Origin of the sequence: Burkholderia sp. ZZQ-2 (assembly GCF_050768715.1) — a bacterium.
Classification (GTDB): domain Bacteria; phylum Pseudomonadota; class Gammaproteobacteria; order Burkholderiales; family Burkholderiaceae; genus Burkholderia; species Burkholderia cepacia.
Window position 1 is genome coordinate 15,760 of record NZ_LDVA01000273.1, and the last position, 20,179, is coordinate 35,938.

Annotated in this window: 16 protein-coding genes; 3 read left to right on the forward strand and 13 right to left on the reverse strand. The window is 68.5% G+C overall.

Features of this window, described 5'->3' with window-relative positions; translation table 11 throughout:
• Positions 1 to 168: 168 nt before the first annotated feature.
• The 7 genes from pntB to ABY44_RS21150 form a co-directional block, all read right to left on the reverse strand.
• A complete protein-coding gene (gene pntB, locus ABY44_RS21120; RefSeq protein ID WP_060174408.1) occupies positions 169 to 1,581 on the reverse strand; it encodes a Re/Si-specific NAD(P)(+) transhydrogenase subunit beta in 1,413 nt (470 codons plus the stop codon).
• Positions 1,582 to 1,594: 13 nt separating this feature from the next.
• Positions 1,595 to 3,187 (reverse strand): Re/Si-specific NAD(P)(+) transhydrogenase subunit alpha, encoded by a 1,593-nt coding sequence (locus ABY44_RS21125; protein WP_060174409.1) that lies wholly within the window; start codon positions 3,185 to 3,187, stop codon positions 1,595 to 1,597.
• 583 nt (positions 3,188 to 3,770) lie between these two features.
• A complete protein-coding gene (locus ABY44_RS21130) occupies positions 3,771 to 4,355 on the reverse strand; it encodes a chloramphenicol phosphotransferase CPT family protein (protein ID WP_081066317.1) in 585 nt (194 codons plus the stop codon).
• Positions 4,333 to 5,793: an MFS transporter gene (locus ABY44_RS21135; RefSeq protein ID WP_063809893.1), complete on the reverse strand. Its 1,461-nt coding sequence runs from the start codon at positions 5,791 to 5,793 to the stop codon at positions 4,333 to 4,335. The genes ABY44_RS21130 and ABY44_RS21135 overlap by 23 nt, the downstream gene beginning before the upstream one ends.
• Before the next feature lie 91 nt (positions 5,794 to 5,884).
• Entirely contained in the window at positions 5,885 to 6,904 is a 1,020-nt protein-coding gene (locus tag ABY44_RS21140; protein ID WP_060174410.1) for a cyclase family protein, read from the reverse strand.
• 67 nt (positions 6,905 to 6,971) lie between these two features.
• Positions 6,972 to 8,252: a CaiB/BaiF CoA transferase family protein gene (locus tag ABY44_RS21145; protein ID WP_059699422.1), complete on the reverse strand. Its 1,281-nt coding sequence runs from the start codon at positions 8,250 to 8,252 to the stop codon at positions 6,972 to 6,974.
• 80 nt (positions 8,253 to 8,332) lie between these two features.
• Positions 8,333 to 9,097, reverse strand: a complete 765-nt coding sequence (locus tag ABY44_RS21150; protein ID WP_048027293.1) for an IclR family transcriptional regulator — start codon at positions 9,095 to 9,097, stop codon at positions 8,333 to 8,335.
• A 242-nt stretch (positions 9,098 to 9,339) separates the two neighbouring features.
• Here ABY44_RS21150 and ABY44_RS21155 point away from each other — a divergent pair, with 242 nt between their 5' ends.
• The 3 genes from ABY44_RS21155 to ABY44_RS21165 all read left to right on the forward strand — a co-directional run bounded on the left by ABY44_RS21155 (position 9,340) and on the right by ABY44_RS21165 (position 13,023).
• Positions 9,340 to 10,242 carry an HpcH/HpaI aldolase/citrate lyase family protein gene (locus tag ABY44_RS21155; RefSeq protein WP_060174411.1) on the forward strand — a complete coding sequence of 301 codons (903 nt, stop codon included), beginning with the start codon at positions 9,340 to 9,342 and terminating at the stop codon, positions 10,240 to 10,242.
• Between the two features lie 184 nt (positions 10,243 to 10,426).
• A complete protein-coding gene (locus ABY44_RS21160) occupies positions 10,427 to 11,509 on the forward strand; it encodes a porin (protein ID WP_060174412.1) in 1,083 nt (360 codons plus the stop codon).
• 44 nt (positions 11,510 to 11,553) lie between these two features.
• Entirely contained in the window at positions 11,554 to 13,023 is a 1,470-nt protein-coding gene (locus tag ABY44_RS21165; RefSeq protein ID WP_060174413.1) for an MmgE/PrpD family protein, read from the forward strand.
• Positions 13,024 to 13,039: 16 nt separating this feature from the next.
• Here the strand turns inward: ABY44_RS21165 and ABY44_RS21170 are convergent, their stop codons facing one another.
• From ABY44_RS21170 to ABY44_RS21195, 6 genes are all read right to left on the reverse strand, one after another.
• Positions 13,040 to 13,969 carry a LysR family transcriptional regulator gene (locus ABY44_RS21170; RefSeq protein WP_059699660.1) on the reverse strand — a complete coding sequence of 310 codons (930 nt, stop codon included), beginning with the start codon at positions 13,967 to 13,969 and terminating at the stop codon, positions 13,040 to 13,042.
• 292 nt (positions 13,970 to 14,261) lie between these two features.
• Positions 14,262 to 15,281, reverse strand: coding sequence for a cyclase family protein (locus ABY44_RS21175; RefSeq protein ID WP_059699430.1), 1,020 nt, complete (start codon positions 15,279 to 15,281; stop codon positions 14,262 to 14,264).
• The gene (locus ABY44_RS21180; protein ID WP_060174414.1) at positions 15,278 to 16,771 is read right to left on the reverse strand and encodes an MmgE/PrpD family protein; all 1,494 of its coding nucleotides are present in this window, start codon (positions 16,769 to 16,771) and stop codon (positions 15,278 to 15,280) included. The genes ABY44_RS21175 and ABY44_RS21180 overlap by 4 nt, the downstream gene beginning before the upstream one ends.
• Positions 16,768 to 17,640: an HpcH/HpaI aldolase/citrate lyase family protein gene (locus ABY44_RS21185; RefSeq protein ID WP_060174415.1), complete on the reverse strand. Its 873-nt coding sequence runs from the start codon at positions 17,638 to 17,640 to the stop codon at positions 16,768 to 16,770. Before ABY44_RS21185 ends, ABY44_RS21180 begins: the two co-directional genes overlap by 4 nt.
• Positions 17,637 to 18,875, reverse strand: a complete 1,239-nt coding sequence (locus ABY44_RS21190) for a CaiB/BaiF CoA transferase family protein (RefSeq protein ID WP_060174416.1) — start codon at positions 18,873 to 18,875, stop codon at positions 17,637 to 17,639. Before ABY44_RS21190 ends, ABY44_RS21185 begins: the two co-directional genes overlap by 4 nt.
• 102 nt (positions 18,876 to 18,977) lie before the next feature.
• A complete protein-coding gene (locus ABY44_RS21195) occupies positions 18,978 to 20,141 on the reverse strand; it encodes a quinone oxidoreductase family protein (RefSeq protein ID WP_027792762.1) in 1,164 nt (387 codons plus the stop codon).
• Positions 20,142 to 20,179 lie beyond the last annotated feature (38 nt).

Consider the following 20,179-nt stretch of genomic DNA (forward strand, 5'->3'; position numbering starts at 1 on the left):
CAATCGCGCTCTTTTCCCGGAAGTGCGAAACATCCGATCCCGTCTCGCACTTCCGTGATCTTCCCGATGCGCATGTCGGGCGTGCCGGGCCCCGATCAAGCCGCCGTTTGACTCCACGGCCGGCTGAGCGCTAGACCCGAACACGCACACGCCCATGCGCCCCTACCGTCAGGCCTTTAACGCCCCGAAAACCTCGTCCAGCATCTTCTTGGCATCGCCGAACAGCATCCGGTTGTTGTCCTTGTAGAACAGCGGATTGTCGACGCCCGCATAACCTGACGCCATGCTGCGCTTCATCACGATCGACGTCTTGGCCTTCCACACCTCGAGCACCGGCATGCCGGCGATCGGGCTGGCCGGATCTTCCTGCGCGGCCGGGTTCACGATGTCGTTCGCGCCGATCACCATCGACACGTCGGCTTCCGGGAAATCGCCGTTGATCTCGTCCATCTCCATCACGATGTCGTAAGGCACCTTCGCCTCGGCGAGCAGCACGTTCATGTGCCCCGGCATGCGGCCGGCCACCGGATGGATCGCGAAGCGCACGTCGACGCCCTTCTCGCGCAGCACCTTCGTGAGTTCATGCACCGTGTGCTGGGCTTGCGCCACCGCCATCCCGTAGCCGGGCACGATGATCACGCTCTTGGCATCGCGCAGCAGCTCCGCCGTCTCCAGCGCGCTCACCGCCACCACTTCGCCGACCGGCTGCGCGCCGGCGCCTGCCGCCGCGGGCGCACCGCTGCCGGTGCCGAAGCCGCCCGCGATCACGCTGATGAAGTTGCGGTTCATCGCGCGGCACATGATGTACGACAGGATCGCACCCGACGAGCCCACCAGCGCGCCGATCACGATCAGCAGGTCGTTGCCGAGCATGAAGCCGGTGGCCGCCGCCGCCCAGCCCGAGTAGCTGTTGAGCATCGACACCACGACGGGCATGTCCGCGCCGCCGATCGCCATCACCATGTGCACGCCGAACAGCAGCGACACCACCGTCATCACGATGAGCGGCGTCATGCCGTCCTGGATCGTCTCCGCATGCAGGAACGCACGACCGTAATAGATCACGATCAGCAGCGCGGCGAGGTTGAGCCAGTGCCGTGCCGGCAGCAGCAGCGGCTTGCCGCCGATCTTGCCGGAGAGCTTGCCGAACGCGATGACCGAGCCCGCGAAGGTCACCGCGCCGATCAGGATGCCGACGTAGATCTCCACTTCGTGGATGGCCTTCTCCGCGCCGCTGAACTGCACCGACGTATCGATGTAGCTGGCGAAGCCCACCAGGCAGGCCGCGAGACCGACCAGACTGTGCATCAGCGCAACCAGCTCGGGCATCTGCGTCATCTGCACCTTCTTCGCGGCGACGAGGCCGACGGCGCCGCCGACGACCAGCGCGGCCACGACATACGGAATGCCTTCGGCCGACACGCGCGGGCCGAGTACGGTGGCAAGCACGGCGATCAGCATGCCGATCATGCCGAGCAGGTTGCCGCGGCGCGCGGTCTCGGGGTTCGCCAGCCCGCCGAGGCTGAGGATGAAGAGGATGGCCGCGCCGATATAGGAGACGGTAGTCAGGTTGGAAGTCATTGTTGTCGTCTCCTTACTTGCGGAACATCGCCAGCATGCGGCGCGTCACCGCGAAGCCGCCGAACATGTTGACGGCCGTGAGCGTCAGCGCACCCACCGCCAGGCCGAGGATCAGCCCCGACGGCCGGTCGCCGGCCGCGGCCTCGCCCAGCGGCGGCGCGACCTGCACCAGCGCGCCGATCGCGATGATCGACGAGATCGCGTTGGTGACGCTCATCAGCGGCGTATGCAGCGACGGCGTGACGTTCCAGATCACCATGTAGCCGACGAAGCAGGCCAGCACGAACACCGTGAAGTGCGCCAGGAACGTGGCCGGCGCGAACTGGCCGACCAGCAGGAACGCCAGTGCGCCGACGGCGAACACGATCGCGAGCGACTTCGCCGACATCGGCTCGCCGCTGCCGTGCCCGTGGCCCTTGGACGCGGCTGCCGCGACTGGCGGCGTGGCGGGTTTCGGTGCCGCGACCGGCTGCTGGATCGGCGGCGGCGGCCAGGTCACGCTGCCTTCCTTGATGACCGTGAGGCCGCGGATCGCGTCGTCATTGAAGTCGACGTTGATCGTGCCGTCCTTCGCCTTGCACAGCTCCTCGATCACGCGCAGCAGGTTGGTCGCATACAGCGTCGACGACTGTCGCGCCAGGCGCGACGCGAGATCCGTGTAGCCGACGATCGTCACGCCATGGCGGACCACGGCCTCGCCCGGCACCGTCAGCTCGCAGTTGCCGCCCTGCTCGCCGGCCATGTCGACGATCACGCTGCCCGGCTTCATCGACTGCACCATCTCGGCCGTGATGAGCTTCGGTGCCGGCTTGCCCGGAATCAGCGCGGTGGTGATGATGATGTCCGCATCCTTGGCCTGCTGCGCGTACATCGCGCGCTGCGCCTGCTGGAAGCCTTCGCTCATCACCTTCGCGTAACCGCCGCCGCCCGAGCCCTCTTCCTCGTAGTCGACCTTGACGAATTCGCCGCCGAGCGACTTGACCTGGTCGGCCACTTCCGCGCGCGTGTCGTTGGCGCGCACGATCGCGCCGAGGCCGGCGGCCGTGCCGATGGCCGCGAGGCCGGCGACGCCCGCGCCGGCGACGAACACCTTGGCCGGCGGCACCTTGCCCGCGGCCGTGATCTGCCCGTTGAAGTAACGGCCGAACGCATGGGCCGCCTCGATGACGGCGCGGTAGCCGCTCACGCCGGCCATCGACGTGAGCGCATCCATCTTCTGCGCGCGCGACAGCGTGCGCGGCAGGGAATCGATCGCCAGCACCGTGGCCCGCTTCGCGGCCAGCTGCTGCATCAGTTCGGGGTTCTGCGCCGGCCAGACGAAGCCGACCAGCGTGCTGCCTTCACGCAACAGCGCGATTTCCTCGCTGCTCGGCGGGCGCACCTTGAGGACGATATCGCTGCGGCCCCACAGATCGGCGGCCGTCGCCACGACTTCGGCCCCGGCCGTGCGGTAGTCGTCGTCGCTGAAGTTCGCGCCGGTGCCGGCACCGCTTTGCACGGCCACCGAGAACCCGAGCTTGATCAGCTTTTCGACCACGTCGGGAACCGTCGCTACGCGCCGTTCCTCGTTGGCCGTCTCCAGAGGGACCCCAATCAGTAATGTCATATCCTGAACTGTCAGTAGTGGCCGTCGCTAGGAGTTACGGCCTGCGTTTCAAGTCACCCAACTCAATCCGTGTACGACGCTGTTCCGCGGGCAGCTTCGCACTGCCGCGCCGAATTCACAAACTGTTCATCCTCTAAACAATCGGCTTGTCAGATCCGGGCGGTTCATGCTCCAGCCTGATTTTTCCGACGAATAGCCGGCGCATGATTCATTCGGATAAGAACTGCGAAGCATATCCCGTGCCAAAGTCTTTCCGAAATTTATATTTTGAATTGGCGCGCATTCAATCCATGAATCCCCTGTCTGGACACGACGGGCCTATAACCTGGCGTTTACCCGCTGGGACCGCTTCGCACGGCCTGTCGGCGCGTGAATCCGCTTGAAATTCGCTTTCAATTCGTTCGAAACATGCAAAACCGGTTATCGGCATGAACGCTTCGGAATCGGTTTCATCGCGAATTTCCCGCTTGTCGGCACAATGCGATTTGTCGCGTGCGAACGACATCATCCGCGTGGCCGATGACATTCGGTGCCGGCGAGTTTAAGGGAGAACGCAGCCTGTCAGGATCAAGCGCGACGACGATCACTCGCGCAGCGCGTCGACGTGGGCACGGATGCGGCGCGCACCCTCTTCCGGCGTGCATGTCGACGTGTCGATGCGCAGCGCGTAAGGCCGCGAATAAGCCGGATGCCCGAACTGGGAGCGGGCCATGCCCTCGCCGCGATCCGGCCTCGCGCGTTCGCGCTGTTCGAGAATATCCAGCGGGCACGTCACGCCGATGACGAAGGTCTGACGCGGCGACAGCGCGGCAATGCATGCGTCGAGCGCGGCCGGATCCCGGAGCACGAGATCCAGCACGATCTCGAAATGGCTGGCCGCGATCCGTGCGAGTGTCGACTGCAGGTTGAGCTGGTGGAGTCTCAGCGCCTGATTCAGCTCCTCGTCCGATCGCATGTCACGCCGGCGCGACATCTCGACGAACGCGTCGAGCGAGACGTGAAACGTCGGCACGTCCGACCCTTGCTGGAGCGCCCTGGCCAGGCTGCTCTTCCCTGCACTGGTCGGGCCGTGCAATACGACGGCAACGGGTTTCATGGCGATGGTCGATGGGCGAGGTGCCCGGTTGCCGCGATGAATCAGGATGCTAGCCCAATTTTCGCCGCCCATCGACACGCCCGGTCGGCGCTTCGGCGAGCCCGCGCAACGCCGCCGCGTGCTCGGCGCCGTCCGCGATCTCGTCCAGCGCCCGGTTGTTGGTGCGCGGCCCGAACACGCCGATCGACACCATCACGATCAGCATGCTGCCGCCGATCAGCACGAACACGGCCGACACCCCCGCGCGTTCGAGCAGCAGCGCGACGATGAAACTGCTCGCGATCCCCGTCAGGCGGCCGATCGAATGCACGAAGCCGAGCGCGCGCCCGCGGATCTCGGTCGGAAACACTTCCGACTGGTACGCGGTGCCGTTGCTCGCGAGCACCGTGTTGGACAGCGTGACGAGCAAGCCGAACGCGATCACGAACGGCGCCTGCGCCGACATCGCGAACGCGGTGCCGAACAGCGCGACGCCGAACGCCGACGCGACGATCAGCCATTTGCGCTCGATCCGGTCGGCAAGCAGGCCGGCGACGAACGGCGACACCGGATACGCGAACGCGATCACGAACGCATACCAGAGGCTCTTCGTGACGCTCGCGCCCTGCGCGGCGAGCAGCGTCGGCAGCCACTGGCTGAAGCCGAAGAAACCGATGCTCAGGAATGCATTGAATGCGATCAGCATCGTCGTGCGGCCGCGATGCCGCGCATCCCACATCGACGGCGCGCGCTGCACGGCCGTGGCCGCTGCGACCGGCGCCGGGACTGCGGGCAGCGGCCGGCCGGATTCCCGCTCGACGGCCTGCTCGAGCCGCCGCAGCACGGCTTCGGCCTCGGCCTCGCGCCCCGTGTGGGCGAGCCAGCGCGGCGACTCCGGCAACCGCGACTGCAGCCACCAGACGAAAACCGCGCCGCTGCCGCCGAGCAGCACGACCCAGCGCCATCCGGACATGCCGAGCGGATCGTGCGGCACCCATAACCACGACACCAGCGCCAGCACGGGCATCGCGAGATAGCCGACCGCGAAGCACAGCGCGAACGCGCGGCCGCGCACCGCCTTCGGCACCAGCTCGGTCAGGAACGCGCCGATCGTGATCAGCTCCGCGCCGATGCCGCAGCCCGCGATGAAACGGCACACGAGGATGCCGAGCGCATGCGTCTGCACGCACATCGCCAGGCTCGCCGCCGTGTAGAGCAGCAGCGCGCCGGTGAACAACGCGCGCCGCCCGAAGCGGTCCGCGAGACGCGACACGAACATCTCGCCGACGAACAGCCCGGCGAACGTCGCCGCACCGAGCGCGCCCTGGTCCGACATGCCGAGCACGCCGTGCGAGCCCGCGTGAAAGATGCCGTCGCGGATCAACCCGGGCGGCAGGTAGGTCATCTGGAACAGGTCGTAGACCTCGAAAAACCCGCCGACGCTCAGGAACAGCACGAGCGTCCAGATGCTGGCCGTCGCGGGCAGGCGGTCGATGCGGGCGGCGATCGACGCCGCATGGGAATGGGACATGGCGATTCCTCGATGATCCGCCCGCGCGGCCTGCGCGAAGCGGCGAAGCGGCAGACCCGGCGCCGGCGCGGCATGCGCGCGGCGCCGGCGTTCATACGGTGGCGACCGGATTGACCGGCGACCCGACGAGCCCGCGCAGGTGCAGCGGCGGCGCGGTCAGCAGGAAGCGGCTGCGCCAGTGCGCGTGCAGCCAGTCGGCGAGCGGCGTCAGGTGCCACAGCTCGCCGAGGTGAATGCCGAGCTTGAACAGGCACAGCTCGTGCAGCGGCATCAGCGCGCCGGGCCGCTCGCGCGCCCGCGCATCGCGCGGTCGCTCCTCGACCGCGTGGTTGTCCGCCGCGAGCGCGGCGAGCCCCGACGCGTCGATCCATTCGAGCAGGCGCGGGTCGTCGCCGTCGAGCACGCAGCACACGTCCGGCGCGGCGGGTTCGCCGCGCGCGTCGGCGTCGAGCAGGCGATCGGCGAAGCCCGTATGCACGCACACGATGTCGCCGCGCTCGACGATCACGTCGTCCGCGCGCAGCACCGCCATCCACTCCGCGTAGCCGATCTTGCGCCGCTCGTCGCCGAAGTGGCGCCGCAGGTCGACGAGCACGCCGCGCCCCTGCACGCCCGTCTGCGCCATCACCTCGATGCCGAGCGCGCGCGCGCCGCCACGCGGCGCCCCCGCTTCGGGCACCCGGATGTGCTCGTCCATCCGGTAGCCGTTGTAGAACATGCGGGCCCGCTCGCCGTCGCCCGCCGGATCGAACAACGAGCCGACGTGCGACAGCGCATCCCACTGCGTCGAGAACTGCGAGTGCATGCAGAACGAATCGTCGCAGACCACATCGGTTGCGTTCGCAACCTGTTCATCCGCCCGATAACCGAAGTACGGCTTGTCGCCGAGCAGCGCCGGCATGATCGCCGGCGGCCGGCGCCGCGCGTTCAACCCGCCGCCGCGCGGCACGTCGAGCGGCAGGCTCAGCGAAAACACGCGGCCTTCGCGCACTTCCGCGACGCCGCGCAGCACCGCGTCGGCGGTCAGCCAGTTCAGGCGCCCTTTCTGATCGTCCGGGCCGAAATCCCCCCAGTTCGAGCCGGGCGGCCGATGGGTCCAGCGTGGCTTCATGGTTGTCTCCTCCATGCAATGTCCAGGGTGCGGCGGCCGTCCTTCGCGGCCGCGTCGCACGTCGCGCCTACCGCGTGCGGATCACGCCCAGCCCCGCGAGCCGCTCGTATTCGCGTTCGCCGAGCAGCGGCAGCAGGATCTCGCGATTGTTCTCGCCGAGCGCGGGCGCGGGCCGGCGGAACGTGCCGGGCGTGGCCGACAGGCGCGGCGTGATGTTGTGCATCGGCAGGCTGCCGACGTCGTCGTCCGGCAGCTCGACGAGCGCCTCGCGCTCGATCACATAGCGATCCTGAACGATCTGCGCGATATCCTGGATCGGCCCGACCGTCACGCCCGCTTCTTCGAAGAACGCGAGATTGGCATCGAGATCGCGCGCGGCGATGAATTCGCCGACGATCGCATCGAGCGCTTCCGCGTGCTGCACGCGCTGCACGTTGGTCGCGTAGCGCGGATCGTCGATCAGCTCCGCGCGGCCGATCGCGCGGAACAGCCGCTCGGCCATCGCCTGCGTCGAACTCGACAGGCACAGCCACTTGCCGTCGCGGGTCCGATACGCGTTGCGCGGCGCGGTGTTCGACGAGCGGCTGCCGGTGCGTTCCTTGATCTTGCCGGTCATCACGTAGTTCGCGGCGGCCGGGCCGAGGATCGACAGCAGCGGCTCGAACAGCGACACGTCGATCACCTGCCCCGCCGCGCCGTGCGCGTCGCGCGCATGCAGCGCGACCAGCACGGCGATCGCGCCGGACAGCCCGGCCGTCATGTCGCCGAGGAACATCGGCGGCAGCACCGGCTCGCGATCGGCGAAGCCGTTGATCGCCGCGAACCCCGCATATCCTTCCGCGAGCGTGCCGAAGCCCGGCTTGTGGCGATACGGCCCGGTCTGCCCCCAGCCGGAGATCCGCGCGATCACCAGCTCGGGGCGGATCGCGAGCAGGTCGTCCGGGCCGAGCCCCATCTTCTCGGCGACGCCGGGCTTGAAGCTTTCGACGAACACGTCCGCGTCGCGCACCAGCCGGCGGACGATGTCGATGCCCTCGGGCGCGCGCAGGTCGACGCACACGCTGCGCTTGTTGCGCCCGTATACCTTCCAGTTCGTGCTGATCCCGCCCGCGCCGACCGCGCGCAGCGTATCGCCGCGCTCGCTCTCGACCTTCACGACGTCCGCGCCGAAATCGGCGAGCTGCACGCTCAGCATGTTGCCGGCCATCAGGCGCGACAGGTCGACGACGCGCACGCCCGCGAGCGGCCCCTGCGCGCCGGCGTCGAACGGTTTCGGATGAATCGGGCCGGTGGACGCGCGACGGTGCGCGCCGGCCGCGTGAGCGGCCTGCGGGTCGGGAACGAACATGCTTGTCTCCTGGTTGGTGTATGCGTCGTGCGAGGCGGACTGCAAGGCGGACTTCGAGGCGCGCTCAGCCGCGCGCGGCGCTACTCGAGCAGCGCGCCGAGCTGGTCGGCCGCGCGAAATGCCGCGCCTGCGGCGGGCAGATCGCCGCCGAGCGCATGCGTCAGCTCGGCGGCGGCCGCCTGCACGCGCGGCAGGTAGTCGGCCAGCACCTTCTTGTTGAAGCGATACCGCGGCACGCCGAGCGAGATCGCGCCGCTGAGCACGCGGCCGACGCCGAATGCCGGGCACGCGATCGCCGCGCTTTCCGGATCGCGCTCGGCGATCGATACCGCGTAGCCCTGCTCGGCCGTCTTCTCGTAGTCGCCGCCGCGCGTGCCGCTGAACGCAAGCAGCACACGGCCGGCCGCGCCGACGTCGAGCGGGAAGCGGTCGCCCTCGCGCAGGTGCGTGCGCACCGAGCGCTGCGCCTGGATGCGGAACAGGCACACGCGCTGGTCGCCTTCACGCACGTAGAACGCGGCCGTCTCGCCGGTTTCCGCCGACAGTCTCGACAGGATCGGCATCACGTACTCGCGCAGCTGGAACGACTCGCGATACATCATCCCGAGCTGGAACACGGCGGGCCCCAGCACATAGCGCCCGTCCGGCAAGCGCTTGATGAAGCGGAACTGCTCGAGCGACTCGAACATCCGCAACAGCGTGCTCATGTTGAGCCCCGTCTCCTCGCTCACCTGCGCGAGCATCAGCCCGCCGGGCGCGTTGCCGAATGCCAGCAGCGCGGTCAGCGCGCGGTTGACCGCGGCCACGCCGCCCTCTGCCGGACTGCTTGTCTCCACCTTGTTCATGTCCACCTCGTGCGATGCCGGGCTGTTCGTGTCAGGTCGGTGCCACGTTACGCTGGCCGGCATAGAAAAATGAAAGTTACTTTCATTATACGCAGATCATCGATGACATCAACATGAATCCGCAGAGCTTCGCTCGGTCATCATCCTGCAATGATCCCTGATACTAGGCGTTAACGATAATCTTGACGAATGCGGTCATCCATCACAAAAATGAAAGTGACTTTCATTTTATGAGACCGTAGATGAATTCATCGTCACAACCCGTCTGGCGCTCGCTGCTGTACGTCCCCGCGCACGTCCCCCGTTTCGTCGCATCGGCCGCCGCGAGCGACGCCGATGCGCTGATCCTCGATCTCGAGGACAGCGTCCCGCCCGCATGCAAGGCAGCCGCCCGCGACGGGCTGGCCGACGCCGTGCCGGCGCTGCGCGCGCCGGGCCGCGACTTGCTGGTGCGCGCCAACGGCCCGCTCGACCAGCTCGTGCCCGACTTGCGCGCGGCCGTCCGGGCCGGCGTGGACGGCGTCGTGCTGCCGAAGGTGCGCGGCGGCTCGCACATCGAGGCGATCGACGAACTGCTGGCCGCGCTCGAAGAAGAAGCCGGCGCGCCGCCCGGCCGCACACGGATCGTCGCGATCGTCGAAACGCCGCGCGCGTTCCAGGCAATGGACCGGATCGCGCAGGCGTCGCCGCGCGTCGTCGCGATGATGCTGGGCGGCGGCGATTTCGCGCTGAACTGCGAAAGCGGCGCGAGCGCCGATGTGCTGCGCGTGCCGAAACAGTTGCTGATCATCGCCGCGCGCGCCGCCGGCATCCTGCCGCTCGGCCTCATCGGCGGCCTCGACGAACTGCGCGATCTCGACGCGTTCGAGCGCATCGCGCGCGCATCCGCGGAGCTCGGCTATGCAGGCGCGACCTGCATCCACCCGCTGCAGGTCGGCGCGCTCAACCGTGCGTTCCGGCCCGACGACGCCGCGGTGCGCGACGCGCACGCGGTGCTGGCCGCCTACGACGACGCACGCGCGAACGGGCGCGGCGCGCTGCGCGTCGACGGCCGGATGGTCGACGCGCCCGGCGTCGCCCGCGCGAAGCGCGTGCTCGCACGTCACGCGGCGGTACAGGCGCGCGCCGACGGCGTGCCCCGGTAATGCGGGCGCCGCCCTTCATCGTCGCGCGTCCATGCGCGCGTCGCGCGGTGCGCGCACGCGCCGCGTCACGATGCCGTCCGTTCACCACCCGGCCCGGATAGCGCCGCCCCGCCGCACCGCCGCACCGCTCGACCGGCGCGGCGCCGAACTCAAACAAAGAACAAACCCTGGAAGGAGACAAACCATGGGCAAGCGGATGTCCGCACTGTGCGGACTGGGCCTCGTATCGGCCGGCGCCTGCGCGCAGAGCACGATCACGCTGTATGGCGTGGCCGACATCTATACGGAATTCCTCACCCATCAGGCCGCGCCCGGCGACAAGTCGTCGGCATCGCTCGTGCGGATGGCGTCGGGCGGCAAGAGCGGCTCGCGCTGGGGCCTGAAGGGCGTCGAGGAACTCGGCGGCGGCTGGCAGGCCGCGTTCCGGCTCGAAAGCGGCATCAACCTGAACAACGGTACCGGCACCGGCGCGGGCGGCTTCGACCGCTCCGCATGGGTCGGGCTGCAGCACGAGCGCTGGGGCGCGCTGCGGCTCGGCCACCAGTACACGACGCTGTTCGACGTCATGGAGCGCTATTCGCCGACGGGCGCGTACTCGACGCTGTACGAGCCGGCCGGCGCGATCGTCGGCGTCAACTTCCGCGAGAACAACGTCGCCAAGTACCTGGCGAAGATCGGCCCGCTGACGCTCGAAACGCACTATTCGTTCGGCGGCACGCCCGGCGCGTTCCAGTCGAACGCCGCCTATGGCGCCGGCTTCGACTATGCCGGCGGCGCATTCTCGCTCGCCGCGGCGTTCGACAACGTCAACACGCCGCAGCCGGGCGGCTTCGCGCATTTCCGCCGCTACGCCGCCGCCGCGATCGCGTCCATCGGACGTGCGCAGCTGCTGGCCGGCGTCACGCACGGCCAGAGCGGCGTCGCCGCGCCGTCGGTCGTGACGCGCTACACGTTCTGGTGGGCCGGCGTGCGCTACGCGATCACCCCTTACCTGCAGGCGATCGGCGCGTTCTATTACGAGGACATCCGCGCGCAGAATGCGCCGAACGCGCAGACACCCACGCCGCACCCGGCCAACCCGCAGCAGGTCACGCTGCAGCTGAACTACTTCCTGTCGAAAGCCGTCACGCTGTACCTGGCGGGCGGCTACGCGCGCCGCGCCGCGCTCGATTTCGACAATTACAACTACAACTTCCTCCACTACACGCTGGCCGGCGACCGCGCCAGCAGCGCGGGCCTGGCACTCGGCCTGCGCAAGCTGTTCTGACCTCGCCTCTCCCCAGCCTCAGGAACCTTCGGAGTCTTCGCACAATGAACCGCCGCCACTTCCTTTCCACGCTGACCGGCGCGGCGCTCGCGCTGCCGTTCGCTCACGCCCGCGCGGGCGCACTGCCGGCCGCCGGCGTCAGCCCCGGCCGCCCCGATCTCGCGCAGCAGCTCGCCGACTACGCGGCCGGGCTGCAGTATCGCGACCTCGACGCCGCGACGATCGAAACGATCAAGGCGCACCTGATCGACGCGCTCGGCTGCGCGATCGCCGCGCACGACGAACGTCCGGTGCGGATCGCGCGCGACGCGGCGCTCGCGTCGCCGGGCGGCGTGTCGACAATCGTCGGCACGAACCAGCGCACGAGCCCCGATCTCGCCGCGTTCGCGACCGGCACCGCACTGCGCTACTACGATTTCAACGACGCGTACGCCGGCAAGGAGACCGGCCATCCGAGCGACAACATGTCCGCGTGCCTCGCGGTCGCCGAAGCGCAGCATGCGAACGGCCGCGACCTGATCCTGTCGATCGCGATCGCCTACGAGATCGCGTGCCGGCTGATGGACGCCGCCGCGATCAGCCCGCGCGGCTGGGATCACACGTGCTACAGCCTGCCCGCCGTCGCGCTCGCCGCGGGCAAGCTGATGCGCATGCCCGCGCCGCAGCTGGTGCAGGCGGTGAACCTGTCGATCAACAGCCATCTCGCGCTGAACCAGACGCGCGTCCAGGAATTGTCGAACTGGAAGGCGCTCGCCGATGCGGACGCGGCGCGCAACGCGGTGTTCTCGACGCAGCTCGCGCGGGCCGGGCTGACCGGCCCCGCGCCGATCTTCGAAGGCATGGCGGGATTCTTTCCGCAGGTGTCCGGGCCGTTCGCCGTCGACACGCGCGAATTCGGCGGGCGCGGCGGCGCGTTCCGGATCGGCAAGTGCTTCGTGAAGTTCTATCCCGCGCAAGGGCTCACGCAAACCGCGATTCCGGCGGCGCTCGACGTCGCCGCGCAAGTCGGCGACCTGCGCCGCATCCGGCGCATCGAGATCGACACGACCGCAGTCGGTTATGTGACGGCCGGCCGCGACCGCGAAAAATGGGCGCCGTCGACGCACGAGACCGCCGATCACAGCCTGCCGTACATCGTCGCGCGCGCGATGCTCGACGGTGACATCACGACCGAGAGCTACCGGCCCGACGCGCTGCACGATCCGGCGCTGCGCGCGTTGATCGAGCGGATCACGGTGCGCGAGGACCCGGCGCTGACCGCCCGCTATCCCGCGCACGCGCCGAACCGGGTGACGGCCGTGTGCGAAGACGGGTCGACCTGCACGAAGCAGGTGGACGACCTGCCCGGCTCGCCGACGCGGCCGATGCGGCGCGACGACTACGAAGCGAAGTTCGCGAAGAACTGCCGGCGGCACTGGGGCCCGGCGCAGATCCGCGCGGCGCTCGATTACCTGTGGCGGCTCGACGAGCAGCCCGACGTCGCGACGCTGCCGCCGCTGCTCGTCGTCGGCTGACCTGCGTGAACGAACCCTAAGCTTCCGCCGCGACGCCGTGCCGTTCGAGCGCTTCCGCGACCTCGACGATGCGGCTGCGCAACCACGCGTGCGCGTTGCTGCCGTCGTAGCGCCGGTGCCAGTACAGCGACCACGCGACGGGCTCCATCGCGAGCGGCAGGTCGCGGATCACGAGCCGCGCATCGTCGAGGCTCAGCGCATGCCGCTCCGACATGATCACCGCGTACGGCAGCGCATCCAGCATGTTCGGCACGACGAGCCAGTGCGGCACGTTGAGCGCGATGCGCCGCGTGCAGTTCATGTTCGCAAGCAGGTTGTCGACCAGGCTGTGGTCGACCGGATTGATCGTCACGTTGAGGAAATCGAGCGCGAGGAACCGTTCAAGCGTCAGCGGCGTGCCCGCTTCCGGATGGCTGCGGCTCATCACGCAGACCATCCGGTCATGAAACACGATTTGCGACGACAGCGTGCCCGAATGTTCGAGGCCGGCGCTGATCGCCAGGTCGAGCAGCCCCGATTCGAGTGCGTCGGCGGTCTTGGCGGCACTCATGTGCACGACGTCCATGCCGATATTCGGACTGGTCAAGCGCATGCAGCGCAGCAGAGCCGGCAGCAAAAGCAATTCGGTGAGATCCGACATGCGCAACGTGAAATGGCGCTCGGACGTAAAAGGATTGAATTGATAATCCGATTCAAATAATTCCTCGATTTGTTGCATGATCTGTCGAATCGGCATCGCCAGCGCCTGTGCGCGCGGCGTCAACTCCATGCCGACCGCGGTGCGCGCCAGGATCTCGTCCTTGAACAGGAACCGCAGCCGCGCCAGCGCGTTGCTGACGGCCGGCTGCGTGAGGCCGACCTTCTGGCCGGCCCGTGTGACCTGTTTCTCCGTCAATAGCGCATCGAGTATGACCAGCAGGTTCAGATCGATCGAACGTAGATTCATGTTTGCGACCATCCACTAAACAGGTTAAACACCGCCTCCGATTGCGATCGCGAAATTCCGCAATCGGAGCAATCCCCTGATATTTAGTGCAATGCACAAGAATAGTCCAATCTTGACGTATCTATATTTTTAGGTATCGAGCGGTATTGGTTAATTTTTTAAATTAGTGGGTCCGTTTCGCATCGATTCTTCCGGGTACCGTGCCAATCGGCCATTTGATTCGCGATTTTTGAAAAAAGGTCGCATTGCAAAAAAATGCGGACGACCGCCGCCCCGGCGGCCGCCCGCGAGCTCAAACGGTCGCGACCGGATTCGCCGGTGCGCCGACCAGGCCGCGGATATGCAGCGGCGGTGCGGTCAGCAGAAACCGGTTCCGGCCGTGTGCATGCAGCCAGTTCGCGAGCGGCGTCAGGTGCCACAGCTCGCCGAGGTGAATACCGAGCTTGAACAGGCACAGTTCATGAAGCGGCATCAGCGCGCCCGGTTGCGCGAGCGGCTGCGCATGTTGCGGACGTTCCTCGATCGCATGGTTGTCGGCCACGAGCGCGGCCAGCCCCGATTCGTCGATCCATTGCAGCAGCCGCGCATCGCTGCTGTCCAGCACGCACGCGCTCGCGACCGTCGCCGGCGACCCGCCGTCGTCATGCAGCAGCAGATCCGCAAAGCCGGTGTGAATGCAGACGATGTCGCCGCGCTCGACCTGCACGCGGTCCGCCTCCATCACCTGCATCAGTTGCGCGAAGCCGACCTTCGTGCGCGCGTCGCCGAAATGACGCCGCAGGTCGATCAGCACGCCGCGCCCCTGCACGCCCGTTTGCGCCATCACCTCGATGCCGAGCGCACGCGCGCCGCCCGTCGCGTCGCCCTCTTGCGGCACCCGCAGATGCTCGCCCATCCGGAAGCCGTTGTAGAACACGATTTCAGGCACGCCGTCGTCGTCCGCGTCGAACACGCCGCCCACGTGCGACAGGCCGTCCCATTGCGTCGAGAACTGCGAGTGCATGCAGAACGAATCGTCGCAGACCACATCGGTTGCGTTCGCAACCTGTTCGTCCGCGCGATAACCGAAATACGGCTTGTCGCCGAGCAGCGCCGGCATGATCGCCGGCGGCCGCCGCCGCGCGTTCAGCCCGCCGCCGCGCGGCACGTCGAGCGGCAGGCTCAGCGAGAACGACAGCCCTTCCCGCACTTCGGCTGCGCCCTGCCGCACCTTGTCCGGCGTCAGCCAGTTCAGCCGCCCCTTCTGATCGTCGGGACCGAAGTCGCCCCAGTTCGAGCCGGGCGGCCGCTTTTTCCAGCGGGGTGCATTCAAGATCGGTGTCCTCCTTCAGTGCCCGACGTCAGCGCCGCGAGCGCATCGAGCGGCGCATCGTCGGCGAGCGACCGTACCGCGTCGCGCAGCGCGAGCGCGCGCTCCATGCCGAGCGCCGAACTCGCCGCCAGCACGAATTTCGCGGTGAGTTCCTGTTCGGTCAGCGGCCGCGAATTCGTGCCCTTGCTCGACTCGATCCACGCCTCGCGCACTTGCCCGTCGCGCAGCTCGACGCGCAGCACGGCCGGCAGGAAATGCGGGAAGCGCGCATCGCACCACGGATCGGCCACGCAACGCACCTTCGCAGCCAGGGCGCGCCGTGCGGGGTCCCGCGCAAGCGCATCGTCGAAATCGTCGAACCAGACGCCGAGCCCACCGCCGCCGAGCAGCGCCGCCGCGACCGTGTACGGCCCCGAGAACGCCGCCGCATAACCGTTCGGCGGATTCGCCTTCAACTCCGCCGGCTCGCCGATCGTGCGCAGCGTCGACGTCGCGACCCGCAGCTCGGCCGACACCACGTCGTCCGCCGTCACGCCTTGCGCCTTCAGTTGCAGCGCCGCGTCGATGCCCGGATGCGTGAAGTGGTTGCACGGATACGGCTTGAAGATGATCCGGCTCGTCTCCCATTCGTCGCCCAGGTCGCGCAGCACCGCGTCGACGTCGGCGAGGTCGCCGCACCACGCATGGAAGAAGCCGAAGCGGCCTTCGAGCGCGGTCGGCGGCGCGGTGACGCCCGCGCCCGCCAGTTCCGCCGCGCTCACGCCCGCATGCGCCGCCCAGCCGCAGTGGATCCGCTTCACCGAGCCGCCGGTGCGGTTCGCTTCGAGCAGGCCCGCGCCCATGCTCGCGGCAATGCCGAGCGCCGCCGCGATCTGCGCGGCGTCGAGCCCGAGCAGCATCGCCGCGGCCGCCGCCGCGCCGACCGTGCCGCAGATCGACGTCGCGTGCTGGCCGCGCTCGAAAAACACCGAATTGCCGAGCCGCTCGTTGTAGGCGGCGACGCCCAGCCGGATGCACACCTCAGTGCCGACCGTGATCGCATCGAGCAGCGCCGCGCCCGACGCGCCGCTCGCCTGCGCGGCGGCGAGCGCGGCCGGAATCACCGACGCACTCGGATGCAGCACCGACAGCATGTGCGAATCGTCGAAATCCATCGCATGCGCGAGCGTGCCGTTGACGAGGGCGGCACTCGCGGCCGGCAGCCGGTCGGGCGCGCCGATCACGCTCGCCGGGCCGGTGCCCGCCCAGCGCCGCGCGACTTGCAGCACCGACTGCACGACCGGTTCGTCGTGCGCGATCAGGCTGTTGCCGACCACGTCCAGCACGCGCGCGGCGGCCTCGACGCGCAGCCGGTATTCCAGCCCTCCGGCGCGCACCTCCGCCGCAAAGCGGCCGAGCGCGCCGACGATGCCGTCGGGCGGCGCGGGCCGGCCCGGTGCGACCGGATCGGCGGTGGCCGCCGGAGCGGAAAGCGTCTCGGGTGTGCTCATGCCAGTGCTCCACTGAGTCGAAGATTGTTCGCGAGCGCGAGCGTCACGCGCGCGTTGGCGATCAGCGGCGGCGCGACCACGCGGCCGTCCGGCAGCACGAAGACCGACGACGCCGAGGCCTTGCCCGCTGCCACATCGACCGCCTCGAGCACCCGCTCGGCTGCGCGAATCTCGTCTTCCGACGGCGTGAACACCTCGTTGATCACCGCGAGCTGCGACGGATGAATCGCGAAGCGGCCGAGAAACCCCATAGACTTGGCGCGCAGCGTCGATTCCCTCAGCCCGTCGAGATCGGGCAGCGTGTGATAGACGGTCTGGATCGGCCCGGCGAGCCCCGCCGCGCGAGACACCACGACGCAGCGCGCGCGGCACACCTCGAGCGTGAAGTTGTCGACGCCGATCTGCAGGTCCGCGCGCAGGTCGCTCTCGCCGAGCCCGATGCGCTCCAGCCGCGGCGACGCGGTCGCGAGCTGGTAAGCCGTCTCGACACCGTACGCCGACTCGATCAGGATCTGGATGCCCGCATCGCTGCCGAGCGCGTCGAGCCAGCCCGCCACTTCCTGGATATGCTGCGGCAGGTCGCATTTCGGCAGCCGCAGCGCCTGGAGCGCCGGCTGCGCGATCGCGTCGACGTCGTCGCGGCACCACGGGCTGCCGATCGGGTTGATCCGCACGTAGGTCGGCTTCGGCGGGCCTTCCGCGAGAATCGCGGCGGCCGCCTCGCGGGCTTCGGCCTTGTGGCTGGCCGGCACGGCATCCTCGAGGTCGAGCACGATGGCGTCGGCTTCGCTTGCATACGCCTTGTCCACCACCTGCGCCTTGTGCGCGGGCACGTAGAGGTAACTGCGGTAGGTTGCGCTGGTTTTCATACAATGCCCCGTTCGGTCAAATCGGCGATCTCGTGCCGCTCCAGCCCCAATGCGCCGAATACTTCGTCGTTGTGCGTGCCGCGCGCCGGTCCGCCCCAGCGGATCGCACCGGGCGTGTCGGACAGCCGGAACGGCACGTTGTGCGTGCGGAACGCGCCGAGCTCCGCGTCGGGCACCGACACGACCGAGCCGAGCGCCGCGTACTGCGGATCGCGGAGCACGTCGGCGACGTCGTAGATCGGCGCGACCGCCGCCTGCGCACGCTCGAACTCGGCGATCACGTCGTCGCGCGAGCGCTGCGCGATCCAGCCGCCGACCGCCGCATCCAGTTCATCCGCATGCTTCGCGCGCTCGGCGCCGTTCGCGAACCAGGGTTCGTCGATCAGGTCCTCACGGCCGACGAGGCGCATCACGCGCTCCGCGATGCTGTGCGCCGACGTCGACAGCGCGACCCACTTGCCGTCCGACGTGCGGTACACCCCGCGCGGCGAATTGTTCGGCGAACGATTGCCGGTGCGCTCGGGCACCCGGCCCGTCTGGTCGTAGCTCGCGACCTGCGCGCCCATCGCGGCGAGCATCGTCTCGATGATCGCGAGATCGACGACCTGGCCGCGCCCGGTGTGCTCGCGCGCCTTCAGCGCCGTCATGATCGCGAACGCGGCGTTCAGCCCCGCGACGGTGTCCGCGAGCGGGAACGACGGCAGCAGCGGCGGCCCGTCGGCCTCGCCGGTGACCGACGCGAGCCCGCTCATCGCCTCGGCCAGCGTACCGAAGCCGGGGCGGCTCGCATACGGGCCGAACTGCCCGAAGCCCGTCACCCGCACGAGCACGAGCCGCGGGTTGATCGCGGACAGCACGTCGTAACCGAGCCCCCAGCGTTCGAGCGTGCCGGGCCGGAAATTCTCGACGACCACGTCCGCCTGCGCCGCCATCTCGCGGAAGATCCGCTGGCCGTCGGCCGTGCCGAGATTCAGCGTGACGGCCCGCTTGTTGCGCGCGAGCACCTTCCACCACAACGGCACGTCGTCGCGACGCGCGCCGTACTTGCGCGCCGGATCGCCGTCCGGATGCTCGACCTTGATCACGTCGGCGCCGTAGTCCGCCAGCATCGTCGCCGCGAGCGGGCCCGCGAACAACGTCGCGGCGTCGATCACGCGAATGCCGTCGAGCGGCGCCGGTTTGGACGCGTCCGACGCCGCACCGGCGTCGACGCCCCCCATTTCCACAGTGGCCATGCCGTTCTCCAGTCAGATGGATTGCACGGCGCGCCGCACATCGCCATCATCTGCACGACTAATCGTCTTGCAGCGATGCGGGCGCGGCGCGCGACCTGCCGCTCAGACGGCGTTGATCCGGTAGATCGGGAAATACGTCTGGATCTTCCCGTTCAGGTAGTCGGACGCGAGCTTCGGCACCTCGTCGAAATCGAAGATCTCGGTCGGTTCCTCGCCGATCCAGCCGCTCGTTTCCTGGAAATCGCGGATCGTGATGCTGTCGTCGTAGCGCCACGCGTGCGTGTGGATGTGCAGGCGGCGGTTGATGCACTCCGTCGCGCGCAGGTTCCACAGGCGCATCCCGGTCTTCCAGCCGACCGTCGTGACGATACCCGTGCGGCCGACCACGCGCATCGTCGCGCGATACAGCGCGCCGCCGAGGTTGTCGAGGAAGATCGCGACGCCGCGGCCGCCGCTCAGCTCCGCGATCGTCTCCGCGAACACCCGCTCCGACTCGCGATAGCTCGCCTGGTACTCCGGATCGGTCTTGTAGCGCTCGTCGTCATACGCGAGGTTCGGGAACTTGCGGCGATCGACCGGCGTGATGCCGAGCTTCGCGAGCTCCTCGAGGCGCCGGTCGTTGCTCGCCGTCATCGCGACGCGAAAACCCTCGCGCTTCGCGAGCTGAAGTTCGGCGAGCGTCGTGCCGCCGCCCCAGCCGAACACCAGGTAGTCGGCCGGATCGACGTCCGGCAGCTGCGAGCGCCAGCACGTCGACGCCACCTTCCAGTTGTCCCACGCGGTGAAGTAGCGGCCGTACGTCGCCCATTGCAGCAGCGAATGACGGCTGTCCGTCGGCACCGCCACGAGGTTGTCGGCGCGCATCTTGGTCCGCTGCGCCATCACGCCGATCGTGCCCGGCGCGTCGTACGCGTAGACGAGCTCGGCGAACCCGTATTCGTCGCGCTTGCCGAACGGCATCACCATGCAGATCTCGCCTTCCTTCAGCGTCTTCACGCCGCTGCCGCGCTCGACGATGCGCACCAGCGCACCGTTGCCGAGCACGATCTTGTCCTCGCGGCGCTGCCGGCAGATGTCGACCGGATTGCGCGACAGCGCGTGGTCGAGGTTCGCCTCCCACGATCCGTACAGCGGCTCGACCAGCACCTCGTCGGCTTCCAGATCGGAGAATTCGAAGGTCTCGCGACGCAGCTCGCCCGCCACGGGCGCCTGCTTCCTGCTCGGTTCCGGTCCTGCGTAGAGAACCCATGCATCGGTCTTGATCATCGTCATGCCTCGGTAAATGACTCTGTTTGAATGGTGCA

Coding starts and splice junctions, on each gene's coding strand:
- ABY44_RS21165 (WP_060174413.1), top strand. CDS start 11,554: ATGAACCGCCGCCACTTCCTTTCCACGCTGACCGGCGCGGCGCTCGCG.
- ABY44_RS21185 (WP_060174415.1), bottom strand. CDS start 17,640: ATGAAAACCAGCGCAACCTACCGCAGTTACCTCTACGTGCCCGCGCAC.
- ABY44_RS21190 (WP_060174416.1), bottom strand. CDS start 18,875: ATGGCCACTGTGGAAATGGGGGGCGTCGACGCCGGTGCGGCGTCGGAC.
- ABY44_RS21130 (WP_081066317.1), bottom strand. CDS start 4,355: ATGGGCGGCGAAAATTGGGCTAGCATCCTGATTCATCGCGGCAACCGG.
- ABY44_RS21195 (WP_027792762.1), bottom strand. CDS start 20,141: ATGATCAAGACCGATGCATGGGTTCTCTACGCAGGACCGGAACCGAGC.
- ABY44_RS21135 (WP_063809893.1), bottom strand. CDS start 5,793: ATGTCCCATTCCCATGCGGCGTCGATCGCCGCCCGCATCGACCGCCTG.
- ABY44_RS21145 (WP_059699422.1), bottom strand. CDS start 8,252: ATGTTCGTTCCCGACCCGCAGGCCGCTCACGCGGCCGGCGCGCACCGT.
- ABY44_RS21140 (WP_060174410.1), bottom strand. CDS start 6,904: ATGAAGCCACGCTGGACCCATCGGCCGCCCGGCTCGAACTGGGGGGAT.
- ABY44_RS21160 (WP_060174412.1), top strand. CDS start 10,427: ATGGGCAAGCGGATGTCCGCACTGTGCGGACTGGGCCTCGTATCGGCC.
- ABY44_RS21180 (WP_060174414.1), bottom strand. CDS start 16,771: ATGAGCACACCCGAGACGCTTTCCGCTCCGGCGGCCACCGCCGATCCG.
- ABY44_RS21170 (WP_059699660.1), bottom strand. CDS start 13,969: ATGAATCTACGTTCGATCGATCTGAACCTGCTGGTCATACTCGATGCG.
- ABY44_RS21150 (WP_048027293.1), bottom strand. CDS start 9,097: ATGAACAAGGTGGAGACAAGCAGTCCGGCAGAGGGCGGCGTGGCCGCG.
- ABY44_RS21125 (WP_060174409.1), bottom strand. CDS start 3,187: ATGACATTACTGATTGGGGTCCCTCTGGAGACGGCCAACGAGGAACGG.
- pntB (WP_060174408.1), bottom strand. CDS start 1,581: ATGACTTCCAACCTGACTACCGTCTCCTATATCGGCGCGGCCATCCTC.
- ABY44_RS21155 (WP_060174411.1), top strand. CDS start 9,340: ATGAATTCATCGTCACAACCCGTCTGGCGCTCGCTGCTGTACGTCCCC.